Origin of the sequence: Streptomyces sp. Ag109_G2-15 (genome assembly GCF_900215565.1) — a bacterium.
Lineage (GTDB): Bacteria > Actinomycetota > Actinomycetes > Streptomycetales > Streptomycetaceae > Streptomyces > Streptomyces diastatochromogenes.
In genome coordinates, this window is the sequence record NZ_OCNI01000001.1 from 1,055,637 (window position 1) to 1,069,927 (window position 14,291).

The 14,291-nt window shown below is 70.9% G+C and carries 13 protein-coding genes; 7 read left to right on the forward strand and 6 right to left on the reverse strand.

Annotated features, from left to right (window positions below):
* Positions 1–58: 58 nt before the first annotated feature.
* From CRP49_RS04370 to CRP49_RS04385, 4 genes are all read left to right on the forward strand, one after another.
* A complete protein-coding gene (locus CRP49_RS04370; RefSeq protein WP_179851492.1) occupies positions 59–3,322 on the forward strand; it encodes a nitrate- and nitrite sensing domain-containing protein in 3,264 nt (1,087 codons plus the stop codon).
* 10 nt (positions 3,323–3,332) lie between these two features.
* Positions 3,333–3,746: a roadblock/LC7 domain-containing protein gene (locus tag CRP49_RS04375; protein WP_003993185.1), complete on the forward strand. Its 414-nt coding sequence runs from the start codon at positions 3,333–3,335 to the stop codon at positions 3,744–3,746.
* A gap of 96 nt (positions 3,747–3,842) precedes the next feature.
* Positions 3,843–4,412 carry a DUF742 domain-containing protein gene (locus tag CRP49_RS04380; RefSeq protein WP_097252224.1) on the forward strand — a complete coding sequence of 190 codons (570 nt, stop codon included), beginning with the start codon at positions 3,843–3,845 and terminating at the stop codon, positions 4,410–4,412.
* Positions 4,393–4,974: an ATP/GTP-binding protein gene (locus tag CRP49_RS04385; RefSeq protein ID WP_071369867.1), complete on the forward strand. Its 582-nt coding sequence runs from the start codon at positions 4,393–4,395 to the stop codon at positions 4,972–4,974. The genes CRP49_RS04380 and CRP49_RS04385 overlap by 20 nt, the downstream gene beginning before the upstream one ends.
* Positions 4,975–5,114: 140 nt before the next feature.
* Here the strand turns inward: CRP49_RS04385 and CRP49_RS04390 are convergent, their stop codons facing one another.
* From CRP49_RS04390 to CRP49_RS04405, 4 genes are all read right to left on the reverse strand, one after another.
* Positions 5,115–5,309, reverse strand: a complete 195-nt coding sequence (locus CRP49_RS04390; protein ID WP_094220558.1) for an acyl-CoA carboxylase subunit epsilon — start codon at positions 5,307–5,309, stop codon at positions 5,115–5,117.
* Between the two features lie 57 nt (positions 5,310–5,366).
* Positions 5,367–6,962, reverse strand: coding sequence for an acyl-CoA carboxylase subunit beta (locus CRP49_RS04395; protein WP_097252225.1), 1,596 nt, complete (start codon positions 6,960–6,962; stop codon positions 5,367–5,369).
* 154 nt (positions 6,963–7,116) lie between these two features.
* The gene (locus CRP49_RS04400; RefSeq protein WP_097252226.1) at positions 7,117–9,435 is read right to left on the reverse strand and encodes a polysaccharide lyase 8 family protein; all 2,319 of its coding nucleotides are present in this window, start codon (positions 9,433–9,435) and stop codon (positions 7,117–7,119) included.
* Positions 9,436–9,463: 28 nt separating this feature from the next.
* Positions 9,464–9,961 carry a hypothetical protein gene (locus CRP49_RS04405; protein ID WP_097257184.1) on the reverse strand — a complete coding sequence of 166 codons (498 nt, stop codon included), beginning with the start codon at positions 9,959–9,961 and terminating at the stop codon, positions 9,464–9,466.
* Positions 9,962–10,247: 286 nt separating this feature from the next.
* Between CRP49_RS04405 and CRP49_RS04410 the strand changes: the two genes are divergently transcribed.
* Together CRP49_RS04410 and CRP49_RS04415 are read left to right on the forward strand one after the other, a co-directional pair.
* Positions 10,248–10,856 (forward strand): YceI family protein, encoded by a 609-nt coding sequence (locus CRP49_RS04410; RefSeq protein ID WP_097252227.1) that lies wholly within the window; start codon positions 10,248–10,250, stop codon positions 10,854–10,856.
* A gap of 236 nt (positions 10,857–11,092) precedes the next feature.
* Positions 11,093–11,329, forward strand: coding sequence for a hypothetical protein (locus CRP49_RS04415; protein WP_097252228.1), 237 nt, complete (start codon positions 11,093–11,095; stop codon positions 11,327–11,329).
* On the opposite strand, the gene CRP49_RS04420 is transcribed toward CRP49_RS04415, so the two are convergent.
* Positions 11,296–12,339 (reverse strand): FUSC family protein, encoded by a 1,044-nt coding sequence (locus CRP49_RS04420; protein ID WP_143669961.1) that lies wholly within the window; start codon positions 12,337–12,339, stop codon positions 11,296–11,298. The two genes, CRP49_RS04415 and CRP49_RS04420, sit on opposite strands and share 34 nt — an antisense overlap.
* Positions 12,340–12,401: 62 nt before the next feature.
* Here CRP49_RS04420 and CRP49_RS04425 point away from each other — a divergent pair, with 62 nt between their 5' ends.
* Complete coding sequence (locus CRP49_RS04425; RefSeq protein ID WP_097252230.1) at positions 12,402–12,842, forward strand: MarR family winged helix-turn-helix transcriptional regulator; 441 nt, start codon at positions 12,402–12,404, stop codon at positions 12,840–12,842.
* Positions 12,843–12,856: 14 nt separating this feature from the next.
* On the opposite strand, the gene CRP49_RS04430 is transcribed toward CRP49_RS04425, so the two are convergent.
* Positions 12,857–14,227 (reverse strand): hypothetical protein, encoded by a 1,371-nt coding sequence (locus CRP49_RS04430; protein WP_097252231.1) that lies wholly within the window; start codon positions 14,225–14,227, stop codon positions 12,857–12,859.
* Positions 14,228–14,291: the final 64 nt, after the last annotated feature.

Consider the following 14,291-nt stretch of genomic DNA (forward strand, 5'->3'; position numbering starts at 1 on the left):
GGGCTCTGAGAGACTGCGGCACGACGAAGGTGCCGACCGCCGAGAGGTTGTTGGTCGAGTGAGGCGAAGCAAGAACGGTCCCGAGCCGTCGGCGCGGGGCAACTTCACCCCGCCGCCGCGCGCTGCGGCGCCCACCCCTGTGCCCGGTTCGGAGCCGGCGGCCACTCCCGCGAAGAGCGGTGGCCGTTTCTCCCCGCGCAACTGGCGCGTGCCGACCCGGCTGAACGCGATTCTGCTCATACCCGTGGCGGTGGGTCTCGTCATGGGCGGCTTCCAGGTGAAGAGCTCGATCAACACCTGGCAGGAGGCCCAGGACGCGGAGAACACCGCCCGTCTGGTGCGTGCCGCCCTCACCTACGCCGACGCCCTCGAGAACGAGCGTGACGTCACCGCGGCCCCGCTGCTGCTGAACAAGAAGGACGCCCCGAGCAAGGCGATCGTCGACGGCGCCCGCAAGGCGACCGACCAGGCCGCCGACTCCTTCGACGCGGCCGCGCAGAACATGCCGGACAAGTCCGGTCTGCAGCGCCGCCTGCTGCAGTTCCGCAAGGCGGAGACCAAGCTGGCGAAGCTGCGCCAGGTCGCGTACAAGACCCCCGGCGTGCAGACCGAAGAGGGCTACATCGGGGTCAGCCACCCCCTGATGGAGTTCGCCAACGAACTCGGTCTGGGCACCGGCAACATCACCTCCTACGGCCGTACCGTCTACGCCATCTCGCTGACCAAGGCGGCGCTGTCGCTGGAGCGGTCGATCGGCACGCATCTGCTGGTCAACCCCGGCCCGGACGCCCCGAACCTGGCGACCCAGCGGGTTTCCCTGTCCTCGTACGCCTACCTGGAGCGCATCGCTCTGGAGGAGTACATCGGCGGTGGCACCGACGCCGACGCGCAGAAGCTGGCCGACGCGCAGGCGAAGATGAAGACGGACGGGGCCGCCATGGCCGCGGCGGCCAAGGCGAAGAACCCGAAGTACATCGCCCCGCCGTCCGACCCGTCCAAGATGGTCTCGCTGCTCGTCACCATGAAGGACACCAGCGCGCTCACCCGTGACCAGCTGGCGGCCGGTGGCGTCACCGCCCAGAACTGGTGGGCGGTCAACACGCTCAAGTACAAGGCCTACCGCCAGATCGAGTCGGATCTCGCCGACAAGGCGGTGAACGAGGCCTCCAGCATCGCCGACGACGCCAAGACCTCCGCGATCATCACCGGTGCCGTGGTCGTCGTGGCCCTGCTCCTCGCCTTCATCCTGGCCGGTGCCGTGGCCCGCCAGATGAGCCGCTCGATGCGCCAGCTGCGCAACGCCGCCTTCGGCATCGCCGAGCAGCGCCTGCCGATGCTGGTCGACCAGCTCTCGCGCACCGACCCCGGCCGCGTCGACACCCGGGTCGCCCCGATCCCGATCAACTCGACCGACGAGATCGGCGAGGTCGCCCGGGCCTTCGACCAGGTCCACCGCGAGGCCGTCCGGCTCGCCGCCGAGCAGGCCCTGCTGCGCGGCAACATCAACGCGATCTTCACCAACCTGTCGCGCCGCAACCAGTCGCTGATCGAGGGCCAGCTGACCCTGATCACCGACCTGGAGAACAACGAGGCCGACCCGGACCAGCTGGAGAACCTCTTCCGCCTGGACCACCTGGCGACCCGTATGCGCCGCAACGGCGAGAACCTCCTGGTCCTCGCCGGCGAGGAGCCCGGCCGCCGCTGGGACCAGCCGGTCCCGCTGGTCGACGTCCTGCGCGCCGCCTCCTCCGAGGTGGAGCAGTACGAGCGCATCGAGCTGTCCGGCGTCCCGGAGGCCGAGATCCACGGCCGTGCCGTGACCGACCTCGTGCACCTGCTCGCCGAGCTGCTGGAGAACGCCACGACGTTCTCCTCCCCGCAGACCAAGGTTCGCGTGACCGCCACCCGTCTCCCCGACGGTCGGGTCATGATCGAGATCCACGACAAGGGCATCGGCCTGACCGCCGAGGACTTCGCGGACATCAACCACAAGCTGGCCAACCCGCCGACCGTGGACGCCGCGATCTCGCAGCGCATGGGCCTCTTCGTGGTCGGCCGGCTGTCCGACCGGCACGGCATCCGCGTCCAGCTGCGCCCCTCGGGCGAGCAGGCCGGTACGACCTCCCTGGTCATGCTGCCGGACGCGATCACGCACGGTGGTGGCGGCGAGGCGCCGCTGGACCGCGAGGAGTTCACGGTCTCCCAGATCATCCCGGAGCAGCAGTTCCAGGGTGAGAGCTTCGGGCAGGTGGCGCCGCCGATGCGCACCGCGGCCGAGCTGGGCTTCGACGACAGCCGCTACTCCGAGGTCCCCGACGACATCCGCGACCTGGACCCCGTCGGCCGCTCCCTGATGCGCGAGGAGCGCCGGGCGGCCCTGGAGTCCCAGGGCCACGGCCAACCGCAGGAGTCCGCCGAACAGCCCGGGTTCCGGGGCGAGTTCGACGCGCAGCAGGGCTACGACGGCAGCAGCACGGGCTACACCGAGCAGCCGGCGTACCAGGAGCAGCCGCAGCAGGCGTACCAGGAGCAGACGTACGAGGAGCCGTACGAGAAGTCGTACGACGACCAGTACTACGCGCCGAACGGCGGTCTGCCGCAGAACGACGGCTTCGCCTCGAACGGCGCCGGCTACCCCGAGCCCGCGTATGCGGAGCCCGCTCAGGAGGAGCCCGCGCCCGCGCACGCCTCCGCGTCCGACGGATTCGGCTCCTACGAGAGCCAGTCCTACCAGGACGACTGGCCGCAGCAGCCGCAGCAGGACGGCTACCAGAACGGCTACCCGGCCCAGTACGCTCCGGAAGCGGAATCCGCGCAGGCCGGTGACGCAGAGCAGCGGAACCGCGTAGGCTTCGACCGTCCGGGACCGGCTTCTCCCGCCGCCCACCAGCTGACCGACGCCGGGCTGCCCCGCCGTGGATCCGCCCCGAGCGGCTCCAACGGCTCGAGTGCCGCCAACGGCACGGCACATGTGCAGCAGGAAGCGCCGGCTCCCGCGCCCGGGAACTCCCTGGGGCAGAACGGCGACAGCGGCTGGCGTTCGGCGAACGACGAGCGCTGGCAGCAGGCCTCGCAGCTCCGGAAGCCCAAGGCAGGCGGGGTCACCGCCTCCGGCCTGCCGCGGCGGGTACCCAAGGCCAACCTGGTCGAGGGCACCGCCGAGAGCACCCCTCAGGGAGGCCCACAGGTCTCCCGCGCCCCGGAGGACGTCCGGGGCAGGCTGAGCAACCTGCGTCGAGGCGTCCAGCGCGGACGCAACGCGGGCAGTGAAACGAACGGCCAGGGCTTCGGCCCTGACAGCACCTACAACCAGGAGCGTTAGTGTGAGCCCGATGAGCCAGGCGGCACAGAACCTGAACTGGTTGATCACCAACTTCGTGGACAACACCCCGGGGGTGTCCCACACGGTGGTGGTCTCCGCCGACGGACTCCTTCTGGCGATGTCCGAAGGCTTCCCCCGCGACCGCGCCGATCAGCTCGCGGCCGTCGCATCCGGTCTGACGTCGCTGACGGCAGGCGCCTCCCGGATCTTCGAAGGGGGCGCCGTGAACCAGACGGTTGTGGAGATGGAGCGGGGATTCCTGTTCATCATGTCCGTATCCGACGGTTCGTCACTGGCGGTTCTGGCCCACCCGGAGGCGGACATCGGCCTCATCGGGTACGAGATGGCACTTCTGGTGGACCGCGCGGGCACGGTCCTCACCCCGGATCTCCGCGCGGAACTCCAGGGAAGCCTTCTCAACTAACAGACGAACGGTGCGTATACGCGTCCCGGGGCCGTAAGGTTTCGGGACGCGGCTCCACAGGGATGGGTGCCCGGCACGGTCGGAGGAGGAGAGAAAGTGGCAACACCCCCAGGCGGTTCGAATACGGGCAACTGGTCGTACGGCCCTGCCCAGGGCCAGGGCGACGGATCCGCGAACCGGTACAACTTCCCCTCCGCCCCGAGCCACCGGCAGCCGTACGCGCCGCAGGGCCCCGGCCCGTCGCCGTACGACCAGCCGCCGGCCCCGCGTATCCAGCCGGTACAGCCCCAGCGCCGCCCCGAGCCGGCGCCGGCCACGGCTTCCAACAACCCCCTGGTGCGTCCGTACGCCATGACCGGCGGCCGGACCCGCCCGCGCTACCAGCTCGCCATCGAGGCACTGGTGCACACCACCGCCGCTCCGCACCAGATGCAGGGCCAGCTGCCCGAGCATCAGCGGATCTGCAACCTGTGCCGGGAGATCAAGTCGGTGGCCGAGATCTCGGCCCTGCTCACGATCCCCCTCGGCGTGGCCAGGATCCTCGTCGCCGACTTGGCGGAGGCGGGCCTGGTCGCCATCCATCAGCCCGGCGGCGACGAGAACGCCGGTGGCCAGCCAGACGTGACACTGCTCGAAAGGGTGCTCAGTGGACTTCGCAAGCTCTAGCGGCGGTCCTTCCCGCTCCACCACCTCCGCGAAGATTGTGGTGGCGGGCGGCTTCGGCGTGGGCAAGACCACGTTCGTCGGCGCCGTCTCGGAGATCAACCCGCTGCGCACAGAGGCCGTGATGACGTCCGCGTCTGCCGGCATCGACGACCTCACCCACACCGGGGACAAGACGACCACCACGGTCGCCATGGACTTCGGCCGTATCACCCTGGACCAGGACCTGATCCTGTACCTGTTCGGTACGCCGGGCCAGGACCGCTTCTGGTTCATGTGGGACGACCTGGTGCGCGGCGCGATCGGCGCGATCGTCCTGGTCGACACCCGCCGCCTGGCCGACTGCTTCCCCGCGGTCGACTACTTCGAGAACAGCGGGCTGCCGTTCGTCATCGCCCTCAACGGCTTCGACGGCAACCAGCCGTACCAGCCGGACGAGGTCCGCGAGGCCCTGCAGATCGGCCCCGACACCCCGATCATCACGACGGACGCCCGCCACCGCGCGGACGCCAAGTCGGCGCTGATCACGCTGGTGGAGCACGCGCTGATGGCCCGCCTGCGCTAGCTCGACCCAGCTCTTCCGAAGGGGCCCTCTCCACATGGAGAGGGCCCCTTCGTCGTACGACGGTCGTACTACGCCTGCGGACACACCACAGCCCCGCCCTCCCGAAGGAGAAGCGGGGCTGTGGTCACGCGCAAAAAGACTCAGTGCCAGCTGTGCGGCGCCCGGAAGCCGGGCTCGCGCTCCAGGCGGCGCCAGCCGGCCTTGGCACGGCCTCGGTGGGTCTGGGCCGAAGGCGCCGGCTGGGCGGCCGCACGGGCCAGGAGGACGGCCGTGATGGCGGCGACTTCCTCGGGCTCGGCGTGGCCCTTCTCGACGCGGATGTCAGGCGTGTTCATGGATGTCAGTCTCCGTGAGAGAGAGGTCCGCGGGGTTGCCGCGGCGGGTCCGCTCGGTTACTGCGGGGGGTTGCCGTGCTTACGGGAGGGCAGGTCGGCGTGCTTGGACTGCAGCATCGCCAGGGACTTGACCAGGACCTCGCGGGTCTCGGCGGGGTCGATGACGTCGTCCACCAGGCCGCGCTCCGCCGCGTAGTACGGGTGCATCAGCTCGGCCTTGTACTCCTTGACCATCTTCTGCCGCATGGCCTCGGGGTCCTCGGCCTCGGCGATCTGGCGGCGGAAGATGACGTTGGCCGCGCCTTCCGCGCCCATCACGGCGATCTCGTTGGTGGGCCAGGCGTAGGTGAGGTCGGCGCCGATCGACTGGGAGTCCATGACGATGTAGGCACCTCCGTACGCCTTGCGCAGGATGAGCGAAATCCTCGGCACGGTCGCGTTGCAGTAGGCGTAGAGCAGCTTCGCGCCGTGGCGGATGATTCCGCCGTGCTCCTGGTCGACACCGGGAAGGAAGCCCGGTACGTCCAGGAAGGTCACGATCGGGACATTGAAAGCGTCACACATCTGGACAAAGCGCGCAGCTTTTTCACTCGCCTCGATGTCCAGGACGCCGGCCAGGACCTGGGGCTGGTTCGCGACGATGCCGACCACCTGGCCGTCCAGGCGGGCCAGCGCGCAGATGATGTTCCGCGCCCAGCGCTCGTGGACCTCCAGGTACTCGCCGTCGTCGACGATCTCCTCGATGACCTTGGCCATGTCGTACGGCCGGTTGCCATCGGCCGGCACCAGGTCGAGGAGGACGTCGCTGCGGCGGTCCACCGGGTCACCGGACTCGACCCGGGGCGGGTTCTCGCGGTTGTTCTGCGGGAGCAGCGAGAGGAGGTAGCGCACCTCGGCGATGCAGGTCTCCTCGTCGTCGTACGCGAAGTGGCAGACACCGCTCGTCTCGGCGTGCACGTCCGCGCCGCCCAGGCCGTTCTGGGTGATCTCCTCGCCCGTCACCGCCTTGACCACGTCCGGTCCTGTGATGAACATCTGCGAGGTCTCGCGGACCATGAACACGAAGTCCGTCAGCGCCGGCGAGTAGGCCGCGCCGCCCGCGCACGGGCCCAGCATCACGGAGATCTGCGGGATCACCCCGGAGGCCTTGGTGTTGCGCTGGAAGATGCCGCCGTAGCCGGCGAGGGCCGAGACGCCCTCCTGGATGCGGGCGCCCGCGCCGTCGTTCAGGGAGACCAGCGGCGCCCCGGCCGCGATGGCCATGTCCATGATCTTGTGGATCTTGGTGGCGTGGGCCTCGCCCAGCGCGCCGCCGAAGATCCGGAAGTCATGCGCGTAGACGAAGACCGTGCGGCCCTCGACCGTGCCCCAGCCGGTGATGACACCGTCGGTGTACGGCTTCTTCGCCTCCAGGCCGAAACCGGTCGCCCGGTGCCGGCGCAGCTGCTCGACCTCCTGGAAGGACCCCGGGTCCAGGAGCAGCTCGATGCGCTCCCGCGCCGTCAGCTTGCCCTTGGCGTGCTGCGCCTCGGTCGCCTTCTCGCTGGGGCCTGCCACGGCCTGCGCACGGATCTCGTGCAGCTCGGCGACCCGTCCGCGCGCGTCCGTCGGCTCGCCGGTCGGCTCACCCGTCGTCTCTTCCAAAACGGTCATGTAGCGACCTTACGAAGGACACCAAGGAAAGCGAGCCGTCGACTCCGTACAGTCTCCGGCCCGTTTTCCTGGTGCCACTGAACAGAACCACAGCGGCATGCAGCCGTTCCGACTGCTCAGGGGGCGTCGGCGTTGTAGGGAGGCCACAAAGGCATCACCTGAGAGCCACCTCACATTCGTGGGTGGAACATGCCATCCCTGGAGTGACGCGGAGCCTCAGACGGCGTCCCGCCGAGAGGACTTCCACGGCGTCGTCGGTCCGTACGACCGAGCGCACGGGGTGGTCCCAGACGATCTCCAGCGGTGCGCCCGTGCGGGGCGGCTCGCTGACACAGAGGGTAGCGGCCCGGCCCCGGCGCCGGACGAGCAGGCTCGCGCCCGCGGAGGCGGTCAGGGCACCCACCGTACCGGCCTCCCACAGGTTGGCGGCGGTCAGGCCGAGCGCGGGCACGGCGACGGCCTGACGGCGGGCGTCGTTGGCGAGGACGCACAGCCAGTGACGGTCGGCGGCCCGGGCGGCGACCTCGCCGCGGGAGGCACCCGGCAGCAGGACGTACAGGTACGTGGCGTCGGCGGGGTCGGTGCCGTGGTCGAGCCAGAGGGTCTGCCAGCGGCGGGTGCGCCGCTCGTCCGTGCTGGTGGTGTTGATGTCGGACCAGGCGCCGGTGCGGTCCTCGCGGAGGGTGCGCAGCTCGCCGCCGCAGGGCAGGATCCAGCCGCCGTGGCCCTCCAGATGGGCCCAGCCGGGGCCGTGGACGAGGGTCTGGGTGCCGTTCTCGCCGAGGTTGCGGTTGTCCACGACCGTCTCGACGGGGACGCCGTCGGCGCAGGTGATCCCGGCGCCCAGGCAGACGACGGCGTCGGCGAGGAAGAACCAGGACTTGCGGGCCTCCAGCGTCGATCCGAGCCCCTTGAGGTGCTGGCCCACGGCCGCGTACTGGCCGTCGGTCGCGCCGCCGACCCAGCGGACGTCCGGCTTGGGGGCACCCCACTCACCGCCGGCCCGGTCGGCCAGGCGCCTGGTCGACACGGTGGTGCCGGGGAGGCGGTACCAGTCCACGGTCGGCCAGAACCAGTCCGTGTACTGATCGGACCGGTCGCTCTGCCCGGCCGGCCACCAGGAGAGCATCCCGGAGCCCGTGTGCCAGCCACGCGGGTTCTCGCCGTTGCCGCACTCGTAGTGCGCGATGCGGTCGGAGGCCATGGAGAGCGCGGCGGTGAAGCGGGGGCGACGGTGGACGGCCCGGTCCATGGCCGGAAAGAGGCGGTGCCCGACGGGTTCCGGGCTCGCGGGTACGGCCGCGTCGGCGACGGCGTGCAGCCGGGCGAGGTCGGCGACCCCGAACTGACCTGCCGCCAGGATCGGTGTCACGGTGTCCCGTTGGATCCAGCCCTTGATCCGGCCGTACCACCGCTCCCGCTCCGCCTCGCTCGCGCCGCCGGCGAGCAGGGTGACGGCCGCGATCAGGGCCTGGCCGTGGTAGTGGTCGCCGCGCATGAGGTGCAGGTCGTCGCCGCGCAGGTAACCCCGGCTGATGGCACGGCCGTTGACGCAGTCCATCACCAACCCGTCGTGGATCAGGGGCGCGTAGGCGTGCTCGACGCTGTCCAGGACGTTCTGCCGGGCCGGGTCGGTGACCTCCCAGGGCGAGCCGGCGAGCAGGGCGAACAGCCGCCCGAGGCCGTCGAGCAGCACCTGGCCGTACGTGCCGGAGTAGGCGACCCAGGTGTGCTGGACGAAGGAGCCGTCGGCGTACAGGCCGTCGCCCCGGCTGACGTACGGGAAGACCGGCGACAGGGCGTCCCGGGCGAGCGCGATGCGGCCGCCGTCCCGGCCCAGGATGCCGCGCAGGGCGACGGATCGGCACAGGTCGACGCGGTTGGCGCCGGTGGAGGTGCCGGAGTACTCGGTGAGCATCGCGTCCGGGATGAAGTGGTCGACGGCCGCACAGGCCGCCGCGACGCGGGCCGCGCCGAGGTGGTCGTACAGGGCGGCCGTGAGGTCCATGAGGAGGCGGGGGCTGCCGATCTGCCATTCCCACCAGTTGCCGTAGCGGGTGGCGGCCGGGTTGTAGACCGTGGTGGAGAGGTGGTCGAGGCCGCGGAGCAGGTCGGCGAGGAGGGTGTCGTCGCCGGTGGAGCCGGTGCCGGGCTGGACGTAGGCCTGGGCCATGGTCCACAGGCGGCCGTAGCTGAAGGTGATGCCGGAGGGCGGGTCGAAGGGGTGGCCGGGCCAGAGGGAGGCGGGGGCCGGGGCCATGGTGGCCCGGAAGTCCCGGGCCAGTTCCCCGAGTTGGGCGAGCCGGGAGGCGTACGGCTCGGCGGCCGGGTCGTATCCGGTGCCGAGGGAGATGTCGAGCCAGCGGCGGCGGAGGGGGTCGTAGGGGTCGGCGGCGGGTGCCGCACGGGCCCGGGGTGCCGGGGTGGCGGTGAGGGCGGCGGCCAGCAGCAACGCGCGTCGGGTCATGCCCATACGACTGGTCACCGCCCCCTCCCCCGGCTCAGCAGCCGCCGCAGTTGTAGTAGAGGACGTCCCAGTGGTTGCCCTCGTCGGCGTAGATGTTGCCGGAGCCGGACTTGTACTGCGGGGCGCCGTCGCCACGCAGGCCGATGTAGGTGAAGTTGTTCTTGATGTACGACGTGACGCAGGTGTTCTTGCCGTAGTCGAGCTTGTAGCCGTTCCAGTGGGAGTAGGTGCCGGAGGCGTGGCCGGTCTCGGTGCCGCCGGTGATGTTCAGGGCGCAGCCACTGGCCCGCTTGAGGGTCTGGGCGCCCTGCGCGGTGGCGAGGTTGAGCTGCTCGAAGGACGTACAGGTGGGGTTGTTCCGGTCGGAGCAGTTGCCCGAGGAGGACCAGGTGATGCCGACGTCGCGGAACATCTGGGTGGCGGTCGCATGGCTGATCTTGGTGACGGCGAAGGCGTCGGTGGCGGTACCGACGACGGCGACGCCGGGGGCGACGACGAGGGCGAGCGCGGTCAGGACGGAGCGGACCTTCATGGCCTTCGTGACCTTCGTGGCCTTCATGGGGACCCTTCCTGCGGATGGCCGTGCTTCCTGAGGGGCGGCTGTGCAGGTGGTGCACGCAGATGGTGCCCGAGCCCTTCGCGCGTTCGCCAGAGGGCGCGCACGGTGACTCCCGGTTACCGTGAAAACACGATGCGGATGATGTTGAAAACCGAACGGAATAGGTCTACGGTCGGAGTCGTTGGATTCGTTGAACGTTAAACAGAAAGCCCCCGCGGCTTCGGCACCGCCGACCGCGCCCGTCCCCAAGGAGCACGTCATGGGCATTTTCGGCCGCAAGGAAAGCACCCCCGCCCCCGCCTCGGCGCCCGCCGCCGTCAGCCCCGACCTGGCCGCGCTGACCGGTGACTACACGCTCGACCCCGCGCACACCACGATCGGCTTCGTGGCGCGCCACGCGATGGTCACCAACGTCAAGGGCAGCTTCCAGGACTTCACCGGCTCCCTGCACCTGGACGGCACCGACCCCGCCAAGTCCACCGCCACCATCGACGTCCAGATGGAGAGCGTCGACACCGGCAACGCCGACCGCGACGGCCACCTGAAGTCCTCGGACTTCTTCAAGACCGACGAGTTCCCGGCGATGACCTTCCGCTCCACCAAGGCGGAGGCCCTGGGCGGCGACGACTACCGCATCACCGGCGACCTCTCCATCCTCGGCGAGACCAAGCCGATCACCATCGACCTGGAGTTCAACGGCGCCGCGAAGGACCCCTTCGGCAACGAGCGCGTCGGCTTCGAGGGCAAGACCGAGATCCTGCGCTCCGAGTGGGGCCTGACCTGGAACGCGGCGCTGGAGACCGGCGGCTTCCTGGTCTCCGACAAGATCAAGCTGGTCTTCGACATCTCGGCGATCAAGAACGCGTGAGCCTCCGGCGGCCGAGCCGGTCCCAAGACCTCCGCACCCTGAGCGCGCCCGCCCTCCACTCCCCCGAAAAGGGAGGGCGGGCGTTGGCCCGTGCGTGCCAGGATGGCGCGATGACATCGTCCGGGCAGTACGAACAGACCGACTGGGTCCACATCACCTCGTACGAGAATGTGCCGGGGCGGCCCCACCCCGGTCGATTCCTCCTCGGTTGACTGCGTGACCGCGGCATCGACTGGATGCCGTTCGAAGCGGAAGAGATACGGATCGACCTCATGTGCCGCATCGCCGAGGACGGGCACTGGCACGGCACGCTCGGCCTGAACGTGGACGCCCGGGCGCTGTGGCGGCTCGGGCTCCATCCCGACCAGCCCACCTCCGTCGTCAACGGCCCTTCCCCGCCCACCTGGTGGCACGCCGCCGGTGAGCGTTACGCCTCCCGTCACGCCGTACGCCGGCGCCACGACGGCCGCTGAACCGGCAGCAGGAACCAGGACGCCCCGACGGACAGGATCGCGCCGACGGCGATCGCCGCCAAGCGGGTCGGGAGCAGACTCTGCGCGTCCTGGCCGAAGTAGCCGAGGAGCAGGGAGAGGGCCGTGGTCATGCCGGCCGCCCAGTAGGCGTAGGTGAGCGGGCGCAGCCACAGGGCCACGGCCAGGACGGCGAGCAGCACCGCCACCGCCGCGTGGCCGGTGATGCCGACCGCCGCCACGCCCGTGGCGAGCAGGGTGCCCGCGCAGGCACCCAGGAAGCGCTCGACTCCCTTGCGCAGTACGTCGGTTCGGCCGCGGTTGCCGCTCGCCACGACGTACGCCGTCAGGACCAGCCAGGGCCAGTGGTCGCCGTAGAGCAGCCGGCCGAGCGTGAAGGACGCGGCCACCGCCGCCGCCATCTGTACGGCCATCCGGGTGCTGGGGCGGGGGTGCAGCCGGGAGGGCCGGCGCGGGGTGCCCGGGTCGGCTTCGGCCGCCCAGGGGCCGTACCGGTCGGCCACCGTCCGCACCAGCCACACGCTCGCCCACGCCAGTACGCCGATGAGCGCCGACCATGCCCAACTCACCAACTCCCCCTGCGCCTTGGGCGGCAGAGCAGGACCCGGGACCACCAGGAGCGCCACCAGTGGGAGGGTCATCAGGGTGCCCGCCCCGGTGGCGGCCGGGCCGTAGCGGCGGATCCAGATCGCCAGGGAGATGCCCGCGGTGAAGACGGCCGCGCCCAGCCAGTAGTGGGTGGCGATCAGGCGGCCGACCAGGGCGCAGACCGCCGACACCGCCGGCAGCAGGGCCAGCGCCCTGAGGCGGCCCCGGGTGTCCGCCGTCCGCTGGGTCCGGGCGAGTGTGACGGTCAGGACCACCGCGAGGACGACCGAGTCCGTGTGCAGTCCGGCCACGCCCTCCAGCCACAGGGCGATCGCCCAGGAGAGCAGGACGGCCGTCATCGTCAGGGCCGCTTCGTACGCATTGCGTATTAGTTTCTCGGTCACATTCCCAGAGTATTGAGGATGCCCGGGCGGCAGAAGTAATGATTCGCGTATCATCTAGAGCCATGGATCACCTTTCCGAGGCCGCCCTTCTCCGGCGTGCCGTCGTCCGGCTGAACCGGCGGCTCAGGCAGGAGCGCGGGGACGGGAGTCTCAGCCCCAATCAGCTCGCGGTGCTCGGGTATCTACAGCGGAACGGGTCGGCCACGCCCGGTGAGATCGCGGCGGAGGAACGGCAGCGGCCGCAGTCGCTCACCCGGGTCTTCGCCGAGCTGGAGACCGATGGGCTGATCGTGCGGGAGACGGGCACAGTGGACCGGCGTCAGTCCGTGCTCACGCTCACCGAGTCGGGGCGGCGGGCGCTGGAGCGGGACACGGCCGAGCGGGACGCCTGGCTGGCCGAGGCGCTCGGGGCGCTCGGTGAGACCGAGCGGGGGGTGCTGGCGCTGGCCGCGGCGGTGATGGAGCGGCTGGGCACGATCGACGTTCCAGTGCGCCCGGGCTGATGCTCCGCCGCGCCTCAGAAGCCCCCGCCGAAGTCCCCTCCCCCACCCCCGCCCCCGTCGAAGCCCCCTCCGTCGCCGAAGCCGCCGCCGAAGTCTCCGGGGTCGAAGTCCGCGCCGGACATGTCGCCGCCCTCGTAGCCGCCGCTGCCGAAGTCCGCGCCGCCGAAGTCGCCGTACCCGGTGCCGTAGTCGGCCGCGTACGACGGGGTGGCCATCACGCTGCCGAGCAGGGTGCCGACGAGCAGGCCGGGCAGGATGCCGCCGCCGAAGTAGCCGCCGGCCCAGGGGCCGTAGGCCGGGCCCGCGTCCCAGTAGGGGCGGCGGCCGTAGTCGGTGTCGACCTCGCGGATCACCGGGTCGCGGCCGTCGGCCAGACGGGTGGCGTCGGCCGCGCAGACCGGGACCTCGCGGGGGGACCCGCCGGGCGGGGTCCAGGCGGCGTCGGTGACCGAGGGACCGTGCCGGGGGTCGAAGAAGCAGGGCGGGCGGCGCTCCGGGAGGGGGCGGCCCTCGCGGCGGGCGGCCAGCTGGGCCAGGGAGAAGCGGCCGTCCTCCAGGGCCTCGGTGACCGCGCGGACGTCCTCGGGTTTCCGCGCGTCGGCCATGTACTGCTTGGCCTTGTCGTAGGCGTCCAGGGCCCGTTCGTAGTCCCCGCGCTTGGCGTCGTCGGCGCCCGCCTCGGCCGGGTGGAAGTCCAGCCGGTCGAGTTCCTCGCCGAATGCGGTGATGTCCTCGTCGACGACCACCCGCAGCCGGTCCAGGGCGGCCCGCTGCTCCTCGGCGTGGCGGCGGCGGTTGCGGCGGACCAGGGTGTAGGCGCCCGCGCCGCCGGCCACCAGCACCGCGGCCGTGATGATCAGTGCCGTGCTGGACACTCCGCCACCCGAGCCGGAGGAGCCCCAGGACGCGGGGGCGTGACCGCCCATGTTGGTCAGGGCGCGGTCGGTGAAGTCGGTGAGCTGGGTCCTGGCGCTCTCCCCCTGGACACTGGTGACGAGGTTCTGCACGGCGCTGCGCGGGAGGACCGAGGAGTCGGCGCGGGCGTCGAAGCGGTCGCCGAGCCGGATGGCGTACAGGCCGGTGACGCCGGTGGCCGTGCGCAGGTCGGTGAAGAGGTTCCGGGTGGGGTAGCCGGCCGGCAGGACCGCGATGAACAGGGGTTTGTTCGCGGCCTTGATCTGTTTGGCGAGGGTGTCGGCGTCGCCGGCGGACAGCTGGGCGGAGGCCGCCGGGTCGACGTAGACCGGGCTCTTGCGGAGGGCCTCGGCGATGGTGGAGACGCTGGTGGCCGCCATCGCGCCAGGGGTCAGCACGGTCACGATCACCAGGGTGAGGGCGGCCAGCAGAAGCACTGGGAGGCTTCGGGTCCGCAGGACGGCCTTCATCCTTCGAAGCTACCCGAAGCCTCCCAAAAGTGGGCATCCCTTCAGATCAGACGGATGACTGACG